The sequence below is a fragment of the Streptomyces sp. NPDC046915 genome, assembly GCF_040644935.1.
Lineage (GTDB): Bacteria > Actinomycetota > Actinomycetes > Streptomycetales > Streptomycetaceae > Streptomyces.
In genome coordinates, this window is record NZ_JBEYXB010000001.1 from 809,280 (window position 1) to 833,152 (window position 23,873).

Genomic DNA, 23,873 nt, shown 5'->3' on the forward strand with positions numbered 1-23,873 from the left:
GAGGGACCCGATGGCGAGAGACCGCTTCGTCTCCAAGTACGCGCCCGACTTCGACCCCGACTGCGGGGACGACCCCCTCAGCACCGCCCGGCACGACATCGTGATCGGCCGCTGGCAGGGCCTGCGCGAGCTGCTACGGGCCTCCGGGGTCGACTGGCTGTCCCGGGGGCACCGGATCCGGCTGCTCGCGCAGGCGTGCGCGAGCAGTACGACGGTGGAGTCCTGGCTGGCCGCCGAACCCCGCGGCGCCGACGCGCTGGTGCTGCGTGCGGCGACCGAGACCGCACGGGCCTTCAGCATGGCCATCGCGGCCGGCCGGGGCGTGCCGATCGACCGGGACCGGATCGACGCGGCCGTACTGGCCTGTCTGCGGGCCTGTGAGGCCTACCCGGAGGACCCCACCCCGTGGATCTCCCTGATCTCGGTCGCGCGGCTGTACCCGACCGGGGTACGGCGACAGGAGATCGCCCGCTGGTGGGACGAGTTGCACCGGCGCGACCCCTACAGCGTGGAGGGGCACCTCCAGGTGCTGCACTACTACTCGGCGCGCTGGCACGGCACCCACGGCCTGATGTACGACTTCGCGCGCGACGCGGCCGGAGTGGCACCGCCCGGCAGCGCCCTGCCGGTGCTCGTGCAGTACGCCCGGGTCGAGGAGTTCCGTTACGCCCTCGACGGCGCGCAGGGGCAGCACACCGCGGTGGGCCTCGGCCGGCACTGGGACCACGACGGCGCGGTCAGCGACGTACGCCGCACCTGGCAGCGCTGGATCACCGGCCGCGGCGACGCCGCCTTGGCCCCGGGTGAGCTCCGTGACCTCAACTACCTCACCCACGCGGCCTGTCTCGCGGGCACGACGGACGTCGCGGGCTCCATGCTGCGCATGCTGGGCCGCCGGGCGACCCGTACGCCGTGGTCGTACACCGGGGATCCGGAGAAGCAGATCGCCAAGTGGCGCAAGGACCTGCGATTACGGGAGTGAGGTCCCAGGCCGGTCCCGTTCGCCGGCCCCGGCTCCCCGCGGGGAGGTGCTGTGCGGAACCGGGGTCGGCCATGGCCCAGCCTTGTGCCAACTCACAGCAGGTACAAGGGACGCGCAGTAAAGCCGGGGGAAAGTCAGGCCGCCAGCAGCCCCCGGCCCAGCCAGTCCCCGGTGTCCCGCACGCCCGGCAGTGCGAAGAAGTAACCGCCGCCCGTCGGGGAGATGTAGTCGACGAGGGGTTCGTCGATCAGCCGCGTCTGGGTGGCCTCGAACTGCCGCTTGACGTCCTGCTGGTAGCAGCAGAAGGCCAGTCCCATGTCGAGGTCGCCGACGTCGTCCACGCCCCGGTCGTAGTTGTAGCCCCGGCGCAGGATGCGGGAGTCGTCGGAGGCGGCGGTGCGCGGGTTGGCCCGGCGGATGTGCGCGTCCAGCGGGATGGCCGTGCCGTGCGGGTCCTTGGCGTACTGGGGGATGTCGGTCTCCTTGGCGCCGTCCAGCGGGGCGCCGGTGTCCTTGCGGCGGCCGAACATCTTCTCCTGCTCGGTCAGGGACACCCGGTCCCAGAACTCCACGAGCATCCGGATGATCCGGATCACCTGGTAGCTGCCGCCCTTCGTCCAGGCCGGCTCGCCCTGTCCGTCGCCCACCCAGATCAGCCGGCCGGTCTCCCGGGCCGAGGTGACGTCCGGGTTGGCGATGCCGTCCTTGAAGCCCAGCAGATTGCGCTGGGCGCCGGTGGGACGCGGGGTGTTCTGGAAGCCGTCGACGCGCCACTTGATCTGCGTGGCGCCCCTCGTGTGCCGGGCGATGTCGCGCAGTGCGTGCAGCACGGTGTCCTGGCGGTCGGCGCAGATCTGGAGCGACAGGTCGCCGTGGCACTCGGCCGCGTCGAGGTTGTCGTTCGGGAACGTCCGCATCGGCGTCAGCCGGGCCGGCTTCGCCTTGGCCAGGCCGTAGCGGTCGTCGAAGAGGGAGGCGCCGACGCCGACGGTGACGGTCAGGGCGTCCGGGGGGACGTCGGGGCCGAGGATGCCGTTGTCGGAGGGCGGAGCGCCGACCCCGAGGTCGGTGGGGGTGCCGCCGGAGGTGAGGCGACGGGCCCGCTCGGTGACGGTCCTGAGCAGGTCTTCGAGGCCCTTGCGGTCGTCGGCTATGACCTCCAGGGAGACGAAGGTCGCGGCGGCCGGCGCCGGTGTGACGATTCCGGCCTGGTGGGCGCCGTGGAAGGGGACCTTCGCCCCGCCGTCCGTACCCGTGTCCTCAGCCTGGGCCGTGCCGCCGCTCTCACCGAGCACGAAGCCGCCGCCGGCCAGGACCGCGCCCGCCGCACCGGCGCCCAGCGCGGTCCGCACGAAGGAGCGGCGGGCGGGGCCGACGGGGCAGGCCGGCGTTTCGGCAGTGGACATCGAAGGGGTCCCTTCCAGGTGCGGGTGTTCGGTGCTCATCAGGCGGACTTCCGGATCTCGAGGAGGTCCGGGACCGGGGCGAGGTCTTCCAGCAGCTGTCCGGTGGCGCCGTTGAGCCGCTGCCGGCCGGCGGGGTCGAGCCGGTCGACGGGGGTCCAGCCGTTGTCGTGGTGGGCGGCGTCCAGGAGCTTCTGGAGGCGGGCGATGCCGGCGTCGACGGTGGGCAGCAGCTTCGGCGCGCGGGTGGTCAGCAGCGGTTCGAGCACGGTGAGCAGCTCGCGGGTGCCCGCCAGGTTGGCGTCGGCGGTGGCGAGCCCGGTACCGCTGCCCTGGTCGGTGTCGCCGGTCAGCTCGAACTGGAGGGTGTTCTCCAGGATCTCGTGGGCGCGCAGCGGCAGGTCGCCCGCGTCGAACGCCTGGCCGGGGAAGGCCTTGGCCAGCCCGGCGACCGCCTCGGCCAGCTGCCGGGCCGGGGTGCGGAGGTCCTTGGCCGACTGTGCGTGCCACAGGCCGTACTCGATCCGGAGGAAGCCGGTGAAGTCCTTGTCCCGCACGCCGTTCGGGAGTCCGTCGGGCCGGCCGTCGATCTTCTGGTCGAAGTCCTCGAAGGTGCCGTAGGCGGCGCCGAGGGAGGCGTAGGTGCGGTGGGCGGTCAGCCAGTCGGCGCGGGCCCGGCCGAGCCGGCCGGCGTCGATGTCGTCGTCGAGCTTCCGGGTCTGGGCGACGAGAGTGGCCAGGCCCTGGTTCACGTACGCCTTGTACGCCTTCAGCGGGGCCGCGAGGTCGTTCTCCGAGACCGGCACGACCGCCCTGGCCGCTCCCCCGCCGGTGACGCTGACGGCCTTGGAGGTGACCGCCTTGCCGTCGGTCGGCACGCACCGCCACGCGTAGCTGCCGCCCGCGACCGTGGCGACCAGGTCGCGGGTGGTGCCGGGGGCGAGGCCCTCGATCTCGCCGTAGACCGCGCCGGTCGCCGGGTTGATGAGGTACACCTCGGACGTCTTGCCGCCCGTGTTCTGCATCTGGAAGGTCTGCCGGCCCGGCTTGGGCGCGGTGAAGCCCTTGCCGCACTCGGTCCCGGACACCGCCACCGTCTGCGCCCCGGCCGCCTTGGGCCGGGCGAACGCGACGACCAGCCCCGCCAGAACCGCCGGGACGGCGACGACAGCCACCGGGACGACCCAGCCGGGCCGACGGCGGCCCGCGGCCACGGGTTCGCGCTCGGGGGTGGCTGCCGCGGTGGCGCCGGGGGCGTTCGCGCGTACCCCCCGTACGAACAGGGTCATCACCACCGCGAGGTAGCCGGCGTACCCGGCCACCTGGAGCCAGGTCATGGTGGGCGTCAGGTTCAGTACGCCCTGGACGAGCGTGCTGTACCAGGAGCCGGCGTCGATGCTGCCGGCGAGGTCGACGGCGTACGCGGCCTTGCCGGGCAGTACGCCGCCCTCCTGGAGGTCGCGCAGGCCGTAGCCGAGGACGCCGGCCGCGATGACGATGAGGACCACGCCGGTGGCGGTGAAGAACCTCGTCAGGTTGATCTTCAGGACACGGCGGTACAGGCCCCAGCACAGGCCCGCCGCGAGCACGAGCCCGATGCCCGCACCGGTCATCGGGCCCGCGGACTCGCCCGCCGCGCGGGCGGTGGTCCACAGGAACAGGGCGGTCTCCAGGCCCTCACGGCCCACCGCGAGGAACGAGGTGAGCACCAGCACCCCCGCGCCCGTGCCGAGCGCGCCGGTGACCTTCTCCTTGATCTCACCGGAGAGGCCGCGGGCCGAGCGCCGCATCCAGAACACCATGCCGGTGACGAACGCGACGGCGATGACACTGAGGGTGCCGCCGAACGCCTCCTGGGCGGTGGCGGACAGGGACGCGGCGGTGAAGGTGAGGACCGCGCCGAAGCTCATCGACACCGCGATCGCGGCCAGGACGCCCGTCCACACCTGCGGCAGCCGGGACCGCGCACCGGCCCGTACGAGGGTGGCGACCAGGATGGAGACGATGAGTCCGCCCTCGAGTCCCTCCCTCAGTCCGATCAGGAAACTCGGAAACGCGTCGTCCCACATGCGTCGCGGCCCTCCCGGCAGGCACGTCCCCGCCACCTCGCCCCCGACTTAGCGAAGGCATGCCTTACTTTCGATGACCATCATGACTACACCCATGTAGTCGGCTGGTCATGAAGCGGCAATGTCAGGGCAAAAGCCGGGGCCACCCGGTCAGGTCACGCCTCACCGGTCACAGCGCCTTGCGCCGGATCAGCATCCCGAGCACCACCAGACCGGGCACCAGCGGCAGCCACACGGTCAGGAGCCGGTAGCCGAGCACGGCGGAGGCGGCCACCGCGGCCGGGGCCCCGGACGCGGTCAGGGCGAGGCCGAGCGCCGCGTCGAGCGAGCCCAGGCCGCCCGGCGTGGGCAGCAGGGCGGCGGCACTGCTCGCGGCGAGGTACAGCAGCGCCACGCGGGCCGGCGGCAGGGGCAGCGCGACGGCCCGGGTGACGGCGATCAGCACCAGGGAGTGCAGCGCGGCGAAGCCCAGCGAGCCGCCCCACAGGGCCGCCGCACGGTGCGGTCTGGCGTGCACGGCGCGGATGTCGGCCAGTACGGTCGCCAGGGCCGCCCGGCAGCGGGGCCACAGCGGACTGGCGAGCAGCCCGGCCACCAGCACGACGGCCGCGAGGGCGGCAACCAGGACGGCCGGGGGAACGTGCGGGACCCGCAGCAGCCCCGGGCAGAAGGGGGCGAGCGCCGCGATCAGCGCGGCGCGGACCAGGACGCCCGCGGTGGCCTTGACCGCGAGCGCGCTGGCCGAGCGGCCCGGCGGGAGCCCGCAGCGCATCAGGAACCGCAGGTTCACCGCCCCGGCCCCGAGCCCGGCGGGCAGGACGTGGTTGGCGGCGCAGGCGGCGAACTGGGCGGCCACCAGGCGTCCGCCGGGCAGCGGCCGGATGACCGCGCCCTGCTGGGCGAGCGCCGAGGCGGCCCAGGTCCCGACCGCCGCCGTCGCGCCCACCAGCAGCCAGCCCTGGTCCGCGACGGCGAGCCGCAGGGCGCCCGTCTCGAGGAGCGGCCAGTGCCGGCGGGTCAGATAGGCCGCGCAGGTCAGGACGGCGAGGCAGACGGCGGTGTGCCCGTACGCCCGCCGGCGGCCGGCACCGGTGGCGAGGCCCGCCGGGGACGTCATCGGCGGCCGGCCGGTACGGCGTAGTGGATCCGCAGCCCGCCGAACGGTACGGACGGCCAGTGCCGGGCGTACGCGGGTGCCCGGGACCCGGCGGTGACCAGGGCGGCGACCGGTGTGCGGTCGGCGGTCCGGGCGATGGCGTCCGCGGTGCTGTTGGCGTTGTGCCCGGAGGTCGCCGCGGAGGCACAGCCGGCGTAGAACGCGACCGGGACGGACTCGTGCCCAGTGAGCAGGCAGGGCGGGCGGACACCGAGGCGGTGCAGCTCGGCGGCGGTACGGGACCAGGCGCGGCGGGAGGCTGTGGTGCCGTCGACGGTGTGCACCAGGACGGCCGTCTGGACGGCGAGGTGGGCGGCCAGGCCGAGCGTCACCAGCGTCACGGCCACGGTCCGCAGGGTGCGGCCGGGGACGGTCACCAGGTGGACCAGCGCGCCGGCCACCGGGAGCGCCAGCAGGGCGTAGGCGGGCAGCAGGAACCGGGGCGCCGCGTATCCGATCATGAACAGGTACGGGAAGGCGGCCGTCGCCCCGCACATCAGCGGCACCAGGGTGGCCGGCGTACGCCGGGCCCGGACGGCGACGACGAAGCCGAGCACCGCGAGCAGCGGCAGGGCGAACCACCAGAGGGTGAGCAGCGGGTCGGGCAGGGCGCCCGTACAGGGCCGGCACAGGGCCCGCCCGCCCAGGCTGCGCAGCTGGTCGACGACGGCGACGTTCCAGCCCAGGCCGCCCTGGATCGCGGAGCCGTCGGCCAGCCGCCGGGCCAGACCGCCGTAGCTCACGTAGGCCTCGATCACCCACTCCGCCGCGCCGGCCGCCAGTCCGGTCAGGAGCACGCCGAGGAGGCGCCAGTGGCGGCGCGACAGGGCGAGGACCAGCAGGGGGAGGGTCGCCCAGATCGCGTCGGTGGGCCGCATCCAGGCCATCAGCGCCCCGCCGGCGGCCAGCCCCCACAGGGCGGCCCGGTCCGAGCGGTCGGCGCCGGCCCGCAGGAAGCAGGCGACGGCGGCGAGCGCGCCCACGGCGACCCAGTAGTTGGGCATGGCCTGGGGGCCGTAGAAGAGCGTCACCCACAGCGACGCGAACAGGGCGCCCGCCAGGGCCAGAACACGGACCGGGAAGAGCCCCCGCCAGGCGCGCAGCGCCAGGAAGAGGGCCAGGCCGGACAGGACGGCCAGGTAGATCCGCAGCAGCGGGGTGGACGACGACCAGGCCGCGACGGGTGCGACGAACAGGGAGACGCCACGGGCCCGGGGCGCGCTGAAGAAGGCCGCCGGGGCATGGGGGCTGACCTGGCTGACGTACACGGTCTCGTCCCAGCCGAGGCCCATGCCGGGCCGGACGAGGAGGAGCTGGGCCAGGGTGAAGGCGGCCGCGACCACCGCGAGGGGACCGTCGGCGCGGGCTCGCCGGGTGCCGCGGGGCACGGTCCACGGACCGCCGCGCCGGGTCCCGCGGAGTGTGGCGTGCGCGCTGCCTGACATCGTCCACCCTTCTCCCCTACAGGTTGTAGGGTTCGAGTCACCCTACAGCCTGTAGTGCTACGGGCGCGAAAATGCACAAACACTGAGAAGCAGAGACAAATTAACCGGCGACGAGCCGGGCCGCAGGGCCAACACGGCCATCCGTTTGACGGCCCTACGCGCTGTAAGGTTGTGGCATGGCTGGCACAGGGTCCCCGGGCAGAGCGGAGCGGCGCAGCGCCGGGGCGCTGGAGAGCGAGGTGCTGGCCGCGCTGTGGGCCACGGAGCGACCGCTGACGCCGGCCGAGATCCAGACCGAGATCGGCGGCGGTCTGGCCTACAACACCGTGCACACCATCCTCAAGCGGCTGTTCGACAAGGGGCTCGTGCTGCGCGACGCGAACGGGCGGCGCGGCGCCTACCGGCCCGCGAAGAACGCGGCCGAGCTGACCGCCGCGGCGATGCACGACGCCCTCGACCGCGGTCCGGACCCCATCGCCGCGTTGCAGCAGTTCGTGTCCGGACTGAGCCCCGAGGAGGAGCGGGCCCTGCGCGATCTGCTCGGCGGAGGCGGCGCATGAGGATCGACGTCTACACCCCGCTGCTGCTGTCGCTGCTGCTGCGGCTGGTCGGTCCGGTGCTCGGCCGGCGGGTGGCACCCGCGCTCGCCGCACGGGTGCTGACCTCCGCCGCCGTGCTCACCTCGGCGGCCACCACCTGGTCGCTGGTGCTGCTGGCGGCCGCGTTGGTGGGCGACGCTCCCCCGGTGGTCGCCGAGGCCCGGGAGGACGGGCACCGGCTGGCCGATCCGGTGCCGGGCGTCATCGGGATCGCCGCGTGCCTGGCCCTCGCCGTCGTCGCCCGCCGGGTGCACCGTGCGGTGCGTGCCGAGCGCGGCACCCGGCGGGCGCTGCGACGGCTGTCGGCGGGGCATCCGGCGGACACCGAGCTGATCGTCGCGGCCTCCGACCGGCCGCAGGCGTTCGCCATTCCCGGCCGGCCGGGCCGGATCCTGGTCACCACCGCCATGCTGGGCGCCCTCGGACCGGCCGAGCGCCGGGTGCTGCTCGCCCATGAGCGGGCCCATCTCGCGCACCGGCACGGCTTCCTGGTGACCGCGGCCTCGCTCGCCGCGGCGGCCGACCCGCTGCTGATCCCGGTCCGTTCGACGGTGTCCTTCCTGGTGGAGCGCTGGGCGGACGAGCAGGCGGCGACCGACGTCGGGGACCGTGACACCACGGCCCGGGCCCTGGCCCGCGCCGCGCTCACCGCGGGCGGCGTCCGGACCGGCTGCGCGCTCACCTTCACGGACCGCGCCGTCACCCGCCGGATCGCGGCCCTCCAGACGACCCCTCCCCCGCGCCTGTGGACCGCCGCCGCGGCCGTCCTCGCCCTCGGCGCCCTCCCGGCGCTGGGCGCCGCCGACGCGACCGGCGACCTGCTCGGACTGCTGACCGGCGTGCTGAGCTGAGGCGGTCCCCGGTCAGCGGCTGTCGGGCCTGCGGTGCGGCGGCTGCTCGGGGGCCGGACGCGGTGTCACCGGGGGTACTGCGCGGACGGCCGGCTCGTCGGGGTGCAGGGTGAGCGGCTCGCCGTGGTGGCCGATGGTCAGCGTGGGACCGTCCAGCAAGGAGTACGTGGCCTTGTCGGCGTGCACCTCCACCCGCAGCCGGCGGCCGAGGAACCGCACGGTGAAGGCCAGGCGGCGGATCTTCTCCGGCAGCCGCGGCGCGAACCGCAGCCCGTCGTCGTCCCGGCGCATCCCGCCGAAGCCCGCCACCAGCGCCATCCAGGTGCCGGCCAGTGACGCGATGTGCAGTCCGTCGCGGGTGTTGTGCTCCAGGTCCGCCAGGTCCATCAGCGCGGCCTCGGCCGCGTAGTCGTAGGCCAGGCCCAGATGGCCCGCGCGGGCGGCGACGACGGCCTGGCAGCACGCCGACAGGGAGGAGTCCCGTACGGTGAGCGGCTCGTAGTAGGCGAAGTTGCGGGCGATCTGCTCGTCGTCGAACCAGCCGTCGCAGGTGTACATCGCCAGCACCAGGTCGGCCTGCTTGACGACCTGTTTGCGGTAGAGGTCGAAGTAGGGGAAGTTCAGCAGCAGCGGGTACTGGTCGGGGCGGGTGTTCGCGAAGTCCCACTGCTGGTAGCGGGTGAAGCCCGCGTGCTGTTCGTGCACGCCGAGATCGTGGTTGTAGGGGATGTGCATGGCCTCGGCGGCGTCCCGCCAGGCGGCGCTCTCCTCGTCGTCGACGCCGAGCCGGGCCGCCGCGCGCGGATGGCGCTCGACGGCGTCGGCGGCCGCCAGCAGGTTCTCGCGGGCCATCAGGTTGGTGTACGTGTTGTCGTCGGCGACGGCGCTGTACTCGTCGGGTCCGGTGACCCCGTCGATGTGGAAGGCGCCGTGGTGGTCGTGGTGACCGAGGGAGCGCCACAGGCGCGCGGTCTCCACCAGCAGTTCGACGCCGGTGTCCCGTTCGAAGCCGGTGTCCCCGGTGGCGGCGACGTAGCGCACCACGGCACTGGCTATGTCGGCGTTCACATGGAAGGCCGCGGTGCCGGCGGGCCAGTACGCCGAGCCCTCCGAGCCCTCGATGGTGCGCCAGGGGAACGCGGCGCCCTCCAGGCCCAGCTGGGCCGCGCGTTCCCGTGCCGGGTCCAGCGTGTTGAACCGCCAGCGCAGCGCCTCGGCGACGGCCTCGGGCGCGGTGTAGGTCAGCAGGGGCAGCACGAACATCTCGCTGTCCCAGAAGGCGTGCCCGTCGTAGCCGGAGCCGGTCAGCCCCTTCGCCGGGATCGCCCGCTGCTCGGCGCGGGCGCCGGCCTGGAGGACGTGGAAGAGGGCGAAGCGGACGGCCTGCTGGATCTCCTCGTCGCCGTCCACCTCGACGTCCGCGCACGCCCAGAAGTCGTCCAGGTAGGCACGCTGTTCGTCGAGCAGGCCCGGCCAGCCGTCGTGCGCGGCGGCGGCGAGGGCCGCGTCGACCTGGTCGCTCATCGCGGGCAGCGAACGGGTGCCGGACCAGCCGTGCGCGACGAGCTTCTCCACCCGCAGCCGCTGGCCCGGCTCCAGGACGGAGGTGACCGTCAGCCGGGCCGTGTCCGGCCGGCTCTCGCTGCTCGTGGTGGTCCGTTCCGGGCCGCTGACGACGTGGTCGGCGGCCACGGCGACGCGCAGCCCGCTGCGGCGGGTGCGGTGCACCAGGCGCAGTCGCCCGCCCGAGGCGAAGTCCTCCTCCGGCTCCAGCGGCGACTGGAGGGCCATCGCCGCGCGCGGGTCGCCGTTGGACTCCGGCAGCTGCTCGTTGGCGACCAGCTCGGACTGGATCACCACCCGGGCCCGCTTGCCGACGGGCTCCACCTCGTAGGCGACGGCGGCCACCGCCCGCTGGGTGAGCGAGACGAGCCGCGTCGAACGCACCCGTACCGTGGATCCCGTGGGCGAGGTCCACTCGCAGGTCCGCTCCAGCACGCCGCGCCGCAGGTCCAGGGTCCGCTCATGGCGTACGAGCCGGCCGTAGCGCAGGTCGAAGGGCTCGTCGTCGACCAGCAGCCTGAGGATCTTGCCGTTGGTGACGTTGATGACCGTCTGGCCCGACTCCGGATAGCCGTAGCCGGCCTCGGCGTACGGCAGGGGGTGCACCTCGTGCACGCCGTTGAGGTAGCTGCCGGGCAGGCCGTGCGGTTCGCCCTCGTCGAGGTTGCCGCGCCAGCCGACATGGCCGTTGGACAGCGCGAACACGGACTCGCTCTGGGCCAGCACGTCGAGGCCGAGGTCGGTCTCGCGCACGGTCCACGGCTCGACGGCGTACGACCGCTGGGTGATCACTCCTTGCCTCCCAGTTGGGCGAGGTCCTCGACGACGATGTCGGCGCCGTGCGCGTACAAGGCATCCCTCTGACCGACCCGGTCGACGCCGACGACGTACCCGAAGCCGCCGGAGCGGCCCGCGTCCATGCCGGCCAGCGCGTCCTCGAAGACGGCGGCGGCACGGTACTCGACCCCGAGGTCGCGGGCGGCGGCCTGGAAGGTGTCGGGGTGGGGCTTGCCCGGCAGCCCCCGCTCGGCGGCGACCACGCCGTCGATCCGGACGTCGAAGAGCCGCTCGGCGTCGATGGAGCGCAGCACGTCGCGGGTGTTGGCGCTGGAGGAGACGATCGCTGTCCTCAGTCCCGTGGACCGGACCGCCTCGATGTAGCGCAGCGTGCCCTCGTAGGCCTCCACACCCTCGGTACGGATCTTCTCCAGGACCAGTGCGTTCTTGCGGTTGCCCAGCCCGTGCACGGTCGGGGCGTCCGGTGGGTCGTCGGGATCGCCCTCGGGCAGATCGATGCCCCGGGAGGCGAGGAAGGTGCGCACCCCGTCCGCGCGCGGGCGGCCGTCCACGTACTCGTCGTAGTCGGCGACCGCGTCGAACGGCCGGGCGCGTTCGCCCTCGTATCCGCGCAGGAAGTCGTCGAACGTCTCCTTCCAGGCGGCCGCGTGTACGACGGCCGTCCTGGTGACGACCCCGTCGAGGTCGAAGAGACAGGCCTGGATGGTGTCGGGCAGACCGAGCTCAGTCATACTCAGCACACTTCCCCACATGACGGATTCCAGTGGGTGGTACGCGCCACACTCCACATGAACGGCGGATGACAGACTCTGCCGCGTGCGCATGACTTTCGATGACCTCCTCACCCGTGCCCGCTCCCTCGCCGAGGGCGGCCCACGCGCCCTCCTCGGCATCACCGGCAGCCCCGGGGCGGGCAAGTCGACTTTCGCCGAGCACCTGGTGCGCGCGCTCAACGGCACCGGGGAACCCTGGGTGGCGCACGTCCCGATGGACGGCTTCCACCTCGCCGACGTCGAACTGGACCGCCTCGGCCGCCGGGACCGCAAGGGCGCGCCCGACACCTTCGACGCGGCCGGGTACGCGGCGCTGCTCGGGCGGCTGCGCGAGGAGCGGGACGAGGTGGTGTACGCGCCGGGCTTCGAGCGGGTGCTGGAGCAGCCGATCGCGGGCGCGGTCCCGGTGCCGCCGACGGCGCGGCTGGTGGTGACGGAGGGCAATTACCTGCTGCTGGACACGGGCGCGTGGCCCCGCGTCCGCGCGCGGCTCGACGAGGTGTGGTTCTGCGAGCTGGACGAGCCGGAGCGGCTGCGCCGTCTGATCGCCCGGCACGAGGAGTTCGGCAAGGGGCACGAGGAGGCGGTGGCGTGGGTGACGCGCAGCGACCAGCCCAATGCCGAGCTGGTCGCCGCCACCCGGGAACGGGCGGACCTGGTCGTGCCGGTGGGCGAACTCGCCCTCACCTGCTGACCGCGCGCAGGGTCAGCCGCGGCTCCCCCCGCTCGTCCGCCGCCCCGAGCACCGCGGTGAAGGCGTCCGTCCGTACGGTGAGCCCCTCCTCCGTCCGTTCCACCGATACCGCGAGCGGACCTCCGGAGCCGTGGCGCACCGCGAACACGTGCAGATCGTCCGGCGCGCCCGGGACCGGTCCCGCCTCCAGGGCGGTGGAGCTCAGCAGGTGGCGCCAGCCGTCATCGGGGTTGCCGTAGCCGCGCGGGTCGGCGGCGAGCGCGAACGCCGCCTGTTCCTGGGTGAGTTCGGCCCGCGCGTCGAAGTGCTCCGGGCCCCGCGTCTCGGGGTGGCTCAGGCGCAGGGCACCCGCCGACGCCACGGCGGCCTCGGCAGTCCGGCGGACCCGGTCGCCGTCGTCGGCCGCGTACGGCAGTCCGGCGAGCAGATACGGGTCTCCGGGGAGGCGTTCGACGGCGACCGTCGTCCACAGGGCCGTGCCGTCGGTGACGTACAGGGACCGGACGTGCCGCAGGACGTGGTCCCGGCCGACGACCGGCTTGGTGACCAGCTTCGCCGTGAGCCCGTCGGCGCGCAGGTCCCGTACCCGGACCTCGCCCATGGGACGGCAGAACAGGAAACCGTCGAGCACCGGCCCAAAGCCGTGCTGGCGGTCGACGGCGGCGGGCAGGTAGTACGTCCCGCCAGCCTCGACCAGCGACGGGGTCATACGGTCGTCGAAGGCCACCGAGACCGTCCCCGCGCGCAGTTGGTGCCGGGCGGGTGCCGGTGACGGCTCGCGGTGCCAGCGTGTCGTGTCCTGGATCTGCCAGACCAGCATCCAGGCGAAGTGGCCGTCGACCCCGCCGTCCGCCTTCACGGCGTGCCGGCCCCAGCGGGTGTCTCCCCGGTAGCGGCCCAGGTCGGAGCCGATGCGGGCACCGAAGTAGCGCAGGCCCAGGACGGACTCGAAGCCGGAGTGCTGCTCGCTGTAGCGCGGGCCGCCGACGTCGAAGCCGCCGCCCGTCAGGCGGGCGTCGAGGTAGCGGGCCAGCGCGTCGCCGTCCTCGGCGAACACCGGCTCGCCGCTGACCCGGTGGGCCTGGGCGAGGAAGGACAGGGAGATCGGGCCGTAGTTGTTGTCGTAGGCGCCGCCGTGCTCGGGGGGCAGCAGGGCGCCCCGGTCGCGGACGCGGTGGGCGCGGATCTCGTCGGCGTACAGCCCGAGTGCCCGTGCACGGACCGCGTCCCCCTCGGGGCCGGGCAGATGACGCGCCAGCATCAGCCCGCCCACCACGCACCCGATCGCCTGGTTGCCCGCCTCCTGCGGGTTGAAGAAGGTCGCCTCGGTGAGCCATCGCCAGTAGCCCCGTGCCACCTCCAGCAGACCGGCCCGCTGCTCGTCGTCGACGAGACCGTCGGCCGTGTCGAGGACGTTGACCGTCTGGAGCAGCGCCCACACCGTGCTCGGCCAGTCCCCGACGGGGTGCGCGCCCGCCTCCAGTACATAACGGGCGTACGGCAGCCCGGAGTCGCGGATCTTCAGGTTCGGGTAGCCGGGGTTGTCCTCGGTGTAGACCCGCTCGCGCAGATGGAAGCCGAGGCTCCGGCGCACCGCCTCCGGCAGGCGCGGGTCCTTGGTGCGCCGCCAGGCGAGCGCCAGCAGGGAGGTGATGCCGAGGGAGGTGTCACCGATGTCGTCGGTGCAGTCGGGGTGTTCGAGGTTGCCCTCCGGTGTCATGCGCGCGAGGGCCTGTTCGACGACGTCGGCGAGGACCGCGTCGTAGGCCTCCCGGGTGTCCGGGAGGTCGTGCAGCGGGCCGCGCTGGTGGAGGAGGTGCACGAGTGGATCAGCCCTTCATGCCGGAGGTGGCCGTCGCGTGGGTCTCGGGGTCAGAAGACAGGGACAGGTGCCAGGTGGCGGGCGCGCAGTGTGACGCTCAGCGTGTGCGGGCCGTGTCCACCGATGTAGACGCGGTTCCCGGTTGTCGCGTCGGTGCCGCCCACCACGGTGTGGTCCTGCCCCGGGTCGTACCGCAGTACGTCGCTCCGGTCCGGCCCGGCGAGCGGTTCGCCCGCCTCGACCTCGGTCTCGACCCGGATCTCGTCGTCACCGACCCGGTACGTCATGGGCCCGGTCGTCAGGCACCAGCGTCCGTCGCCGATCGGGACGGCGCCCTCCGGCACGCCGCCCGGCCGGAAGGTCAGTTCTAGGGCCCAGGGCACCGGTGGTCCGCTGATGCCGATCCGCAGGTCGACACCGTCCTCCCTCAGCTCCACGTCCACGCGGGTCGTCTGGGAGACCTCGTCCCGAGGCCGGTCCGGGAAGGCCATGGCGGCCGAGAAGCGTCCCTCGTCCGCCGTGCGGTAGGCGCCGTCGGCCCGTCGCCGGTCCGGCGGGAGCGGCTGGTAGTAGGCGGCCGAGAGGGTTTCGGTGAGCCGGTACCGGTTGTCGGCGAGCCGTTGCAGGCCGGCGGCGCGGAACGGGCCGAGGTCGAAGAATCCCCGTGAGAGGCGGACCGCGTCGAGGACTGCGTCGCCGGCGAACAGGCGCAGGAAGGTCGGGTTGCAGGCGAGGCCCGAGCGGATGCGCCGGTGCTCGGGCACGTCCGAGCCGCCGTACAGGACGCTGTGCGCGGTGGCGGAGGCACGGGAGGCAAGGCGCGCCGTGGTGATGTACCGGTCACGGGGAAGGGGTTCCGGCGCCGGTGTCGGCAGCACGCGGCACAGGTCGGGGGTGAGGAGGGTCTCGGCGAGCAGGTCGGGGTCGTCGACGCCGCCGGCGGCCGCCAGCCGCGCCGCCCGGCTGAAGTCGCCCCGGCCGGTGCGGATCGCGAGCAGCCGGTAGTGCGGCAGGTAGGGCGCCAGCGGGAACGGGTGGTTCTGGTCCTGCCGTCGCGAGTGGACGGTCTCCACCGTGCCGTCCGGTCTGATGAGGTCCAGGGTCGCGGTGAGGTTGCGTTCGACGGCGTCCCACAGGTCGGTGCGGCCGAGGACGTCGGCCAACAGCAGCAGCGACGGGTTGGACACGTGGGCCGCGTAGATCGCGCTCCGTTCCGAGTACAGGCCCTCCGCGTCGATGTCGACGCCCTCGGCGAGCCACTCGTCGATACGGTCGAGCAGTCGGCTGTCCGGGAACGACCGGTGCAGCCGGGCCAGCGCCGCGCACAGCTCCCAGCGGTGGTTCGGCGTGTGCACCCCACCGGTCAGGAGACTGCCGGTGGCGGCGCCGGCGATCTCGGCGAGCGCGGCCGTGACGTCGCGCAGTTCCGGCCCCGCCCCGGCTGCGAGGACGTGCGCGTCGCACACGTCGTTGACGGTGAACGCGGAGTCCGGCGGTGACTGCACGTTGTCGCCGCCGGCGAAGAGGCCGGTGGGTGTCTGCGCGGCCCTCAGGGCGCGGAGGTCGGTCGTCGCGGCGGCGACGGCCTGCCCGCTGCCGTGCAGTGCCGAGTCCGGGGACCGGTACGCCGCGACCAGAGTCTTCACCCGGCGTGCCAGAGCGCGGTGGGTCACACCGAGGGGACTCTCCTCGGGGCCGGCCGCCTGCGGGACGGCCAGTCGGTCGGCGGCGCGTGCGGCCGCGGCGACGAACTCGTGGTCGAGCGGGGTGGGCAAGGTCAGTCCTTCAGTCCGGCATTGATGTCGGCGCCCATGACGTAGCGCTGGAAGACCAGGAAGATCGCGATCAGCGGGATCATGGAGATGACCGATGCGCCGAGCAGTACCGACCAGTTGATGTTCTGCGCCCCGACGATGCTCTGGATGCCGATCTGCACGGTGAACTTGTTGGGGTCGTTCAGCATCAGCAGCGGCCAGATGTAGTCGTTCCACCGCCACTGGAAGGACAGGATGGCGAGGGTCAGCATGATGGGCCGGGAGAGCGGCACCATGATCCGCAGGAAGATCGACAGTTCGCGGGCGCCGTCGATGCGTGCGGCTTCCACGAGTTCGTCGGGAACCGTCAGGAAGAACTGGCGGAACATGAAGCATCCGGTCGCGGTGAGCACGGCCGGGAGGATGATGCCGGCGAAGGAGTTGTAGAGGCCGAGGTTGCGGACCACCAGGAACTCCGGGGCGAGCATGACCTCGGACGGCAGCATCGTGGTGGCCAGGATGCAGAGGAAGAACGCCTTGAGCCACCTGTTGTCGTACTTGGCCAGGGCGTATCCGGTGCAGCAGCTGACTCCCACCGTGAGGATCGTCGTGATCACGCACACGGTGGCCGTGTTGATGAAGTACTGGGAGAAGTTGGCACTGCGCCACGCCGTCAGGTAGCCCGACAGGGTGGGGTTGTGCGGAACCAGCGTCAGCGGATAGGAGAACAGGTCGCTGGCGGGCTTGAGGGAGCTGAGGATGAACCACAGCACGGGCAACCCGTAGAGGCACGCCAGGATCCACAGCAGTGTCGTCGCGGACACCGCCTGCCGGAGCCCACCGCCGCCCGTGTTGCGGGACCGCTTCCTGGAGACGGCCCGTCCGGGATCCGCGTCGACCTTGCGTGGCACGTCTGTGGTTGTCATCGGTTCTCCACCCGCCGGTTGACGATCAGCTGGATGATCGCGACGACCATCAGGATGAGCATGAGCACGAACGACGCGGCGCTCGCGTAGCCGATCTGGCCCCGTTTGAAGCCGGTCTCATAGATGTACTGGACAAGCAGGTTGTTCGACGTGCCGGGTCCGCCGTTGTTGAGGGCGACGAACACCGGGTATTCCTTCATCGCGTTGATCGTGTTGAGCAGGATGACGATGAACGAGGTGGGCGCGATGCTCGGCAGTGTGATGCTGAAGAACTGGCGCCATGGGCCGGCGCCGTCGAGCGAGGCCGCCTCGTAGTACGACACCGGTACGTTCTTGATCGCCGCGATGAACAGCAGCATCGAGAAACCCGTCCAGGCCCAGGAAGCCGCCATCACCACCACGATCAACGACAGGTCCGCGTTCGACTGCCACGGAACGGCACTTCCGCCGAGCTTCTCGATGACGTAGTTGGCCAGTCCGAAGTTCTCACCGAACAGCCACCGCCACAGGACACCCACGACGATGGGCGACAGAAGCCACGGGATGAAGAAGATGACGCGGGCGACCGACGCGCCCTTGGCGTGCTTGCTCACCACCAGGTTGGCGGTGAGCAGCGAGAGCGCGAAGTTCAGCGGTACGAAGAGCGCGGCGTACAGCAGTGTCCGGGTCAGCGCGTCGTAGAAGGTGGAGTCCCCGAACAGGTTGTGGTAGTTGTCCAGTCCGATGAACTGGAACGCCCCCACACCCGTGTAGTTCGTGAAGGAGTAGCCGAGCCCGATCACCGCCGGCCAGACGAAGAACAGAGCGAAGAGCACGACATTGGCCGCGATGAGCACGAGCGGCGCAAGGGTGTACTTACTGCGTCTCCTGGGCGGGCTCGCGGACACGTCCGAGGCGCGTTTTGTCATCTTCCTGACTCCGTGCTGGTGGAATGGATTGCTGTGGGCTCACGCCATGAGCCCGGCATCACAGGGGCGCCAGGGCCGGGCGGCGGAGTCTCGACCCCGCCGCCCGGCCCTGTGGCCTAGGATCCGCCGCCGACCTGCTGGTTGTAGCCGGCCACGATGTTCTCCAGGGCCTTGTCGGGCGACTGCTGGCCGTTGATCGCCTTGCCGAGCTCCGTCTTGGTCGGGTCCTCGGTGAGGCTCTTGCCCTTCAGCACCCAGTTCGTCTGCGCGCCGTTGAAGTACCCGGAGATCGGGGCGTAGAGCGGGATCTCCTCGTTGTACAGCTTGAACGCCGCCTGCGCCGCGTCGGAGGTGAAGGGGTACTTCGGGCTCAGACCGCTCTCGACCGGAAGGAACCCGGAGGTCTCGACCAGCTCGGTGTACTGCTTCGGGTCGTACACCCAGGACATGAACTTCTTCGCGGCGGTGGCCGCGGCGCCGTTGTTGTTGAAGCCCACCATCATGCCGCCGCTGTTGACGTCGCTGGCCTGCACCGGCTGGGCGGGGGTCGGGACGCTCGCCCAGTCGAACTTCTTGATGCTGTCCGCGAAGGAGGCGACCTGCCACACGCCGGACCAGTAGGCGACCACGTCACCGCTCTGGAACATCGCCGACGGGTCGGCGCCGCTGGTCCACACCGACTTCGGCATGGTCTTGTCGTCGTTCAGTCCGACGAAGTACTTCACGGCCTTCTTGGTCGCGGCGTCCACCGAGAACTTGCCGGAGGAGTCCGCGTGGACGTACTTCCCGCCCATCTCGTACACCATGGCGCGCAGCCGGGACGGCGACTGGTCGAAGGTCAGGGAGTACTTGGCGCCCGTCTTCTCCCGGACCTTGTTCGCCGCCGCGATGAACTCGGTCCAGGTCCAGGTCTTCGACGGCGAGGCCGGGACCTCGACACCCGCCTTCTTGAACAGCGTCTTGTTGATGAAGAGGCCGGAGGCGGTGACGTCCGAGGGGATGGACAGCACCTTCCCGGACGAGTCCTTGGCGAGGAAGTTGGCGTTGATGTTGTAGCTCTTGTTGTTGGCTATGGAGCCGAGGTCGATCAGCTTGTTCGACCAGATCGGGTCCAGCGCCGGCACGTCCGCGACGTCGGGCAGGGAGTTCGCCTGCGCGGCGTTGTGCAGCTTCGTCGGGTAGCCGTCGTAGGGGATGTTGACGAGCTTGACGCTGACGCCCGTTTCCTTCTTGTACTGCGCCACCAGCTTCTTCCAGCCCGCGTCCTGCCCCGGAACCGTGGAGATCCAGAACGTCAGCGACTTGGCGTTCCCGCCCGAGCCGGAACCCGAGCCCCCGCAGGCGGAGAGCAGCAGGGCACCTGCCGTGGCCACGGCAGCGAGGGGAACCAGGCGGCGCATACCGCCGCGGCCGAGTCGGCGGGAGCGCCGCACACCCACAGTGGTCATCTTCGATCCCATTTCGTCGTAGGGACGGAGCACGGCGCCGGCTGAGGCGGCACGGGTGCATTGTGAAGGAAAGTCGCTTTCCGGGGGCGCGGCCTCGCCCGGCCGCATCGTCCACGCGGGGCGAGATCCCCGGCCGTGCTGACCGTCACCGCACGGGCACGCCCTCGTGCGGTTGCCGTACGTCGTGTACGGACTGGGAGGCTCACCCCAAGCCGGCGTCCCGGCCGACTTAGAAAGCGCTTGTCCGGACATTGGCAGACCAAGTCGGAGGCCGTCAATCCTTCGCCCCCGCGGGCTCGGTCACGTTTTGGACTCCTCTGGCGACCGCGAGCCGGGCGGCGCCCACGACGGTGCCGGAGTCCCCGACCGTACTGCTGACCACCTCGGTCGGCCAGCTCAGCCGCTCCAGTTCCGCCCGCACACCGGGCAGGAGCTGCGGGTCCGCGCCCGTGCTGCCGCCCAGCACGATCAGCCCCGGGTCCAGCACGGCGGTCACGGCGGCGGCGATCCGGCCCACGTCGGCGGCGTGCTGGGCGACCACGGCGGCGGCCGTGGCGTGGCCCTCCCCGGCGAGCGCGAAGAGCCGGTCGGCGGTCCGGGGGCAGGGCCCGTCGGTGTCCCGCCAGGCCTGCCTGGTCCGGCGCAGCAGGGAGCGCGCGCCGATCTGGTCCTCCAGCGCCTCGCGGCGCGGCTCGCGGCCCTCGTCCCAGGGGTAGGGCAGCCGTGCCAGCTCTCCGGCGGCGCCGTTCGCGCCGCGCAGGACCTCGCCGCCGACGACGATGCCGAGGCCGACACCCACCCCGATCCGCAGATAGCCGAAGGTGCGGCGGTCGCGGGCGGCGCCCTCGTGCAGCTCCGCGAGGGCGGCGCAGTTGACGTTGTTCTCGAGGTGGACGGGCACCCGGGGCGGCAGCTCGACGGCGATGGCGTCGAAGACGGGGCCGGCCTTGGCGGTGGCGGGGCGCATACCGGTGCCCTCCCGGTCCCGCGTGGTGACGTCGCCGACGGCGACGACGATGCTGCGCAGCGGGGCGTCCGCGGGCAGTGCGCCGAGGGCCTTGCGCACGGCGTCGACGGCGTCCGTCCGGGAGCTGGTGGCCTCGGCGAGCAGGGTCCCGTCCAGGGCACAGCCGTGCACCCGGGTGAGCGCGGGCCCGAGATCGACGGCGAGCACGGACCCGGCGGCCGGTCCGAGACGGTAGACGGCGGCGTTGCGGCCGGTGCCGCTGGAGGCGGTGCCCGAGTGGGCGGCGAGCCCGGCGACCTCGAGTTCGGCCACGGCCGAGGAGACGGTCGGCTTGGACAGGCCCGCGTCGGCCGCCAGCCGGGGGCGGGTCGCGGTCCCCGCCGCGGCCAGTACGGCGAACACCGCGCGGGCACTTTCGCTCAGGTTCATGCTCTCCCCCAGATCGTGCCGCAGCGGTCTGCTCACAAGGGTTGGACGGCACCGGGATTCCGTGCCTCTTGACGCACTCTACTTCGTTAGTAAACTTCCTAACGAATTCCGCGGCACACGCCGGCCGCACCCCGTTCAGAAGCCCGTCCCGGGGCTTCGCTACGCATTCAAGTCCCCTTCTCCCAGGCACGGTTCGCCCGCCGTCGCAGCACAGCGCAACGACGAAAGAGGTTCCGTGCAGGACACCCCTCTCTCACGCCCCCTCGTGGTCGGCGTCGACGTGGGCGGCACCAAGACCCATCTGCGCGCCTTCACGGGCGAGGGTCCGGTCGCCGACCATGTGCGCACCAGCGGCGGCTGGCGGCCGCACGACCCCGTGGCCGCCGCCCGCTGGCTGGCCGCGCTGATCGCGGACGCGCTGCCCGTCGGCGCGCGCCCGTCCGCCGTGGCCGTGGGCGGGCACGCCTGCGAGACACCCCGGCAGTGCGACCTGATACGGACCGCGCTGCACCACCACTTCGACGCGCCCGCGCTGGTCGTCGGCGACGCCGAACTGCTGCTCCCGGCCGCCGGGCTGGACAAGGGCGTCGGCCTGGTCGCCGGCACCGGCTCGGTGGCCGTGGGCCGGCGCGCCGACGGCTCCGTCGTGCAGGTCGGCGGCTGGGGCGCGGTGCTCGGCGACGAGGGCGGCTCGGCCGGGCTCGTACGCGAGGCCGCGCGATCCGTCTGGGCCGCGCACGACCGCGGCGAGACCCCGGACGCGCTGGCGTCGGCGCTGGTCGACGCGTTCGGCGTCGCGGAGGTACCGGCGCTCGGAGCGGCACTCGAGGCCGCCTCCGACGTCTCCGCGGAGTGGGGCCGGCACGCCCCGGCCCTCTTCGCCGCCGCCGACGCGGGATCGCTCCTCGCCCGGGACGTGATCGCGGCCGGTGGCCGCTCCCTCGCCGCGCTCGTCGTCCGGCTCTCCGCGCGCGGGGTCGCCGCCGACGACGTGGTGATCGCGGGCAGCACCGTTCTCGCGCAGCCCCGGCTGTACGACGCCTTCACCACCGCACTCGCCGAAGCCCTCCCCGGTGCCCGGCCGCGCCCCCTCCACGTGCCCCCGGTCGAGGGCGCGGTGGCGTTGGCGCGCTCGATCCTGTGAACCGCGCGGCCCGCGTTCACCCGCGGGCCATGTCCCGGCCGCCGGGCCCTCGCCGACGGGACACGGCTCTCTCATAGATCTTCACTCCTCCCGGCTCGCAGGGCCGAACACAGGCCGCAGGGCCGCACAACACAAGAGAGGCACACGCATGCCGTCACCAGCCGGGCACCGCTCCCCCTCGCCGGTCCGCGACCGCGCCGTCGGCCGACGGGGGTTCCTCACGACCTCGCTCGGCGCCTCGGCGGGCGTGCTGACCGCGCCGACGTTCGCCGGCTGGCTGGCCGCCGCCGACGCCAAGGCCGCGACCGCCCCCGCCCCGTTCGCCGACGACTACAAGACCAACGTCCTGGGGAATCTCACCGCCGACACCAACGCGGTGGTCCGGATCCTGGACGGGTTCGCCCAGGTGTGGAAGACCGGCTCCGCGTGGAACGCCGGCGCCGTGCTGCGGCCCGAGGTGCTGCGCGCCAACATGCGCTACTGCGCCCGGACCACGGGCGCGCGCACGGACGCCGAGGCGAAGGAGGCGTTCGTCTACGACCGGCAGCACCAGAGCTACGCGATGATCGCGGGCCTCGGCCCGCTGGCCGGCCTGTACAAGGCGGGCGCCAAGGCGGTCACCTCGATCACCGGCGCGCCCGACGGCACCCCGGCGACCACCGTCAGCGACGCCGTGCCCGCCGACGCCCCGGCCGGCTCCGCGCTCGGCGCGGGCTCCCACGACTCCGCACTGGGCAGGGTGGCCGAGCTGGTCGACACCGTGCGCGGCCCGTACGCCTCCGGCAACCCGGCCAAGTACGCCTACCAGTACCCCCGGCCGTGGCGCATGAACGAGGACAGCGCGGTCGTCGACACGGGCAGGACCGACGCGCTCGGCTACCCGGTGTACGACTCCGAGGTGATCGTCGCCCCGCAGCTGCTGCGCCAGCGCGGCACCTCCCCCACCGACGACGGCGGCTTCCCCAGCGGCCACACCAACGCCTTCCACCTGGCGGGCCTCGCGCTGGCGTACGCGGTCCCCGAGCGCTTCCAGGAGCTGGTGACCCGCGCCTTCGAGCTGAGCCACACCCGGATCGTGGCGGGCATGCACTCCACCGTCGACGTCATCGGCGGCCGGATCATGGCCACCGCGCTGGCCGCCGCTACCCTCGCGGACCCGGCCAACACCGCCCTCAAGCAGGCCGCGCGGGCCCAGGCGCTGGCCTTCTTCGAGCAGGGCACCGGGACCACCGCCGACACCCTGTACGCCTACGCGCACGCGGCCGGCCCCGGCACCGACCCGTACGCCGACCGGGCCGCCAACGCGCGCGCGGTCACGCCCCGGCTGACGTACGTCCTGACCCGGCGCGGCCACAGCGCGCCGCTGACCGTGCCCAAGGGCGCGGAGGTGCTGCTGGAGACCCGGCTGCCGTACCTCGACGCGGCGCAGCGGCGCGAGGTGCTGCGCACCACCGGGCTGCCCGCGGGATACGTCCTGCTCGACGGTTTCGAGCAGTGGGGCCGGCTGAACCTGTTCGCGGCGGCGGACGGCTACGGTGCCTTCGACTCCGACGTGACGGTCACCCTCGACGCGGCCGCCGGGGGCTTCTCGGCGGCCGACAGCTGGCGCAACGACATCGACGGGCGCGGCGGCCTTACCAAGCGGGGCACCGGCACGCTCGCCCTGACCGGCCGCAACCGGTACTCGGGCGGGACCGTGCTGGCGGCGGGCACGCTGGTCGCGGGGTCGCAGGACGCCCTCGGCCACGGTGACGTGCGGGTCGCCGACGGCACGCTGCGGGTGGACGACGAGCGGGTACGGGTGCGCGGGCAGTACGGCCAGGACGCCGGCGCCCTCGAGGTCACCCTGCGCGCGGGCCGCAAGGCGCCGCTGACGGTGAAGCGGCGCGCGGTGCTCGGCCGGGGCAGCGTGCTGTCGCTACGGCTGGACGCCGAGCGGCCGCCCGCCGCGGGCAGCACGGTGCCGGTGATCGAGGTTCCGCAGCTGCGCGGTCAGTTCGACCGCGTCGAGGTGAACTCCGACCGGCTGCGCGCCGTACCGGTGTATACGGCAGACGGTCTGTCGGTACGACTCGTGAGGCGGTGACGCGCCCGGTGGCGGGGGCGATGCGAGAGTAGGGCCATGAGGCGGCCCTCCGATCG

Annotated in this window: 18 protein-coding genes; 6 read left to right on the forward strand and 12 right to left on the reverse strand. The window is 72.9% G+C overall.

Features of this window, described 5'->3' with window-relative positions; genetic code table 11:
• The first annotated feature begins 10 nt into the window (after positions 1 to 10).
• Positions 11 to 982 carry a hypothetical protein gene (locus tag ABZ915_RS03595; RefSeq protein WP_361795077.1) on the forward strand — a complete coding sequence of 324 codons (972 nt, stop codon included), beginning with the start codon at positions 11 to 13 and terminating at the stop codon, positions 980 to 982.
• A 134-nt stretch (positions 983 to 1,116) separates the two neighbouring features.
• Here the strand turns inward: ABZ915_RS03595 and efeB are convergent, their stop codons facing one another.
• The 4 genes from efeB to ABZ915_RS03615 all read right to left on the reverse strand — a co-directional run bounded on the left by efeB (position 1,117) and on the right by ABZ915_RS03615 (position 7,055).
• Positions 1,117 to 2,388 (reverse strand): iron uptake transporter deferrochelatase/peroxidase subunit, encoded by a 1,272-nt coding sequence (gene efeB, locus ABZ915_RS03600; protein ID WP_361795080.1) that lies wholly within the window; start codon positions 2,386 to 2,388, stop codon positions 1,117 to 1,119.
• A 38-nt stretch (positions 2,389 to 2,426) separates the two neighbouring features.
• Entirely contained in the window at positions 2,427 to 4,454 is a 2,028-nt protein-coding gene (gene efeU / locus ABZ915_RS03605; RefSeq protein ID WP_361795083.1) for an iron uptake transporter permease EfeU, read from the reverse strand.
• 169 nt (positions 4,455 to 4,623) lie between these two features.
• The gene (locus ABZ915_RS03610) at positions 4,624 to 5,571 is read right to left on the reverse strand and encodes a lysylphosphatidylglycerol synthase domain-containing protein (RefSeq protein WP_361795086.1); all 948 of its coding nucleotides are present in this window, start codon (positions 5,569 to 5,571) and stop codon (positions 4,624 to 4,626) included.
• Entirely contained in the window at positions 5,568 to 7,055 is a 1,488-nt protein-coding gene (locus ABZ915_RS03615; RefSeq protein WP_361795089.1) for a hypothetical protein, read from the reverse strand. Before ABZ915_RS03615 ends, ABZ915_RS03610 begins: the two co-directional genes overlap by 4 nt.
• Positions 7,056 to 7,231: 176 nt before the next feature.
• Here ABZ915_RS03615 and ABZ915_RS03620 point away from each other — a divergent pair, with 176 nt between their 5' ends.
• Positions 7,232 to 7,615, forward strand: a complete 384-nt coding sequence (locus ABZ915_RS03620; RefSeq protein ID WP_361795092.1) for a BlaI/MecI/CopY family transcriptional regulator — start codon at positions 7,232 to 7,234, stop codon at positions 7,613 to 7,615.
• Entirely contained in the window at positions 7,612 to 8,505 is an 894-nt protein-coding gene (locus tag ABZ915_RS03625) for a M56 family metallopeptidase (RefSeq protein WP_361795095.1), read from the forward strand. Before ABZ915_RS03620 ends, ABZ915_RS03625 begins: the two co-directional genes overlap by 4 nt.
• A 12-nt stretch (positions 8,506 to 8,517) precedes the next feature.
• Here the strand turns inward: ABZ915_RS03625 and ABZ915_RS03630 are convergent, their stop codons facing one another.
• Together ABZ915_RS03630 and ABZ915_RS03635 are read right to left on the reverse strand one after the other, a co-directional pair.
• Positions 8,518 to 10,860, reverse strand: coding sequence for a glycosyl hydrolase family 65 protein (locus ABZ915_RS03630; RefSeq protein ID WP_361795098.1), 2,343 nt, complete (start codon positions 10,858 to 10,860; stop codon positions 8,518 to 8,520).
• The gene (locus ABZ915_RS03635; protein WP_361795101.1) at positions 10,857 to 11,597 is read right to left on the reverse strand and encodes an HAD-IA family hydrolase; all 741 of its coding nucleotides are present in this window, start codon (positions 11,595 to 11,597) and stop codon (positions 10,857 to 10,859) included. Before ABZ915_RS03635 ends, ABZ915_RS03630 begins: the two co-directional genes overlap by 4 nt.
• A gap of 85 nt (positions 11,598 to 11,682) precedes the next feature.
• Here ABZ915_RS03635 and ABZ915_RS03640 point away from each other — a divergent pair, with 85 nt between their 5' ends.
• A complete protein-coding gene (locus ABZ915_RS03640; protein WP_361795104.1) occupies positions 11,683 to 12,333 on the forward strand; it encodes a nucleoside/nucleotide kinase family protein in 651 nt (216 codons plus the stop codon).
• On the opposite strand, the gene ABZ915_RS03645 is transcribed toward ABZ915_RS03640, so the two are convergent.
• From ABZ915_RS03645 to ABZ915_RS03670, 6 genes are all read right to left on the reverse strand, one after another.
• A complete protein-coding gene (locus tag ABZ915_RS03645; RefSeq protein ID WP_361795107.1) occupies positions 12,323 to 14,155 on the reverse strand; it encodes a hypothetical protein in 1,833 nt (610 codons plus the stop codon). The two genes, ABZ915_RS03640 and ABZ915_RS03645, sit on opposite strands and share 11 nt — an antisense overlap.
• A gap of 50 nt (positions 14,156 to 14,205) precedes the next feature.
• The gene (locus tag ABZ915_RS03650) at positions 14,206 to 15,930 is read right to left on the reverse strand and encodes a hypothetical protein (protein WP_361795110.1); all 1,725 of its coding nucleotides are present in this window, start codon (positions 15,928 to 15,930) and stop codon (positions 14,206 to 14,208) included.
• A gap of 2 nt (positions 15,931 to 15,932) precedes the next feature.
• Complete coding sequence (locus ABZ915_RS03655; RefSeq protein ID WP_361795113.1) at positions 15,933 to 16,835, reverse strand: carbohydrate ABC transporter permease; 903 nt, start codon at positions 16,833 to 16,835, stop codon at positions 15,933 to 15,935.
• Positions 16,832 to 17,743, reverse strand: coding sequence for a sugar ABC transporter permease (locus ABZ915_RS03660; RefSeq protein WP_361795116.1), 912 nt, complete (start codon positions 17,741 to 17,743; stop codon positions 16,832 to 16,834). The genes ABZ915_RS03655 and ABZ915_RS03660 overlap by 4 nt, the downstream gene beginning before the upstream one ends.
• 116 nt (positions 17,744 to 17,859) lie before the next feature.
• A complete protein-coding gene (locus tag ABZ915_RS03665; protein ID WP_361795119.1) occupies positions 17,860 to 19,191 on the reverse strand; it encodes an extracellular solute-binding protein in 1,332 nt (443 codons plus the stop codon).
• A gap of 274 nt (positions 19,192 to 19,465) precedes the next feature.
• Positions 19,466 to 20,587 carry an ROK family transcriptional regulator gene (locus ABZ915_RS03670; protein WP_361795122.1) on the reverse strand — a complete coding sequence of 374 codons (1,122 nt, stop codon included), beginning with the start codon at positions 20,585 to 20,587 and terminating at the stop codon, positions 19,466 to 19,468.
• Between the two features lie 235 nt (positions 20,588 to 20,822).
• On the opposite strand from ABZ915_RS03670, the gene ABZ915_RS03675 reads away from it, so the two are divergent.
• Entirely contained in the window at positions 20,823 to 21,731 is a 909-nt protein-coding gene (locus tag ABZ915_RS03675; protein ID WP_361795125.1) for a BadF/BadG/BcrA/BcrD ATPase family protein, read from the forward strand.
• A gap of 148 nt (positions 21,732 to 21,879) precedes the next feature.
• Positions 21,880 to 23,817, forward strand: coding sequence for a phosphatase PAP2 family protein (locus tag ABZ915_RS03680; RefSeq protein WP_361795128.1), 1,938 nt, complete (start codon positions 21,880 to 21,882; stop codon positions 23,815 to 23,817).
• Positions 23,818 to 23,873 lie beyond the last annotated feature (56 nt).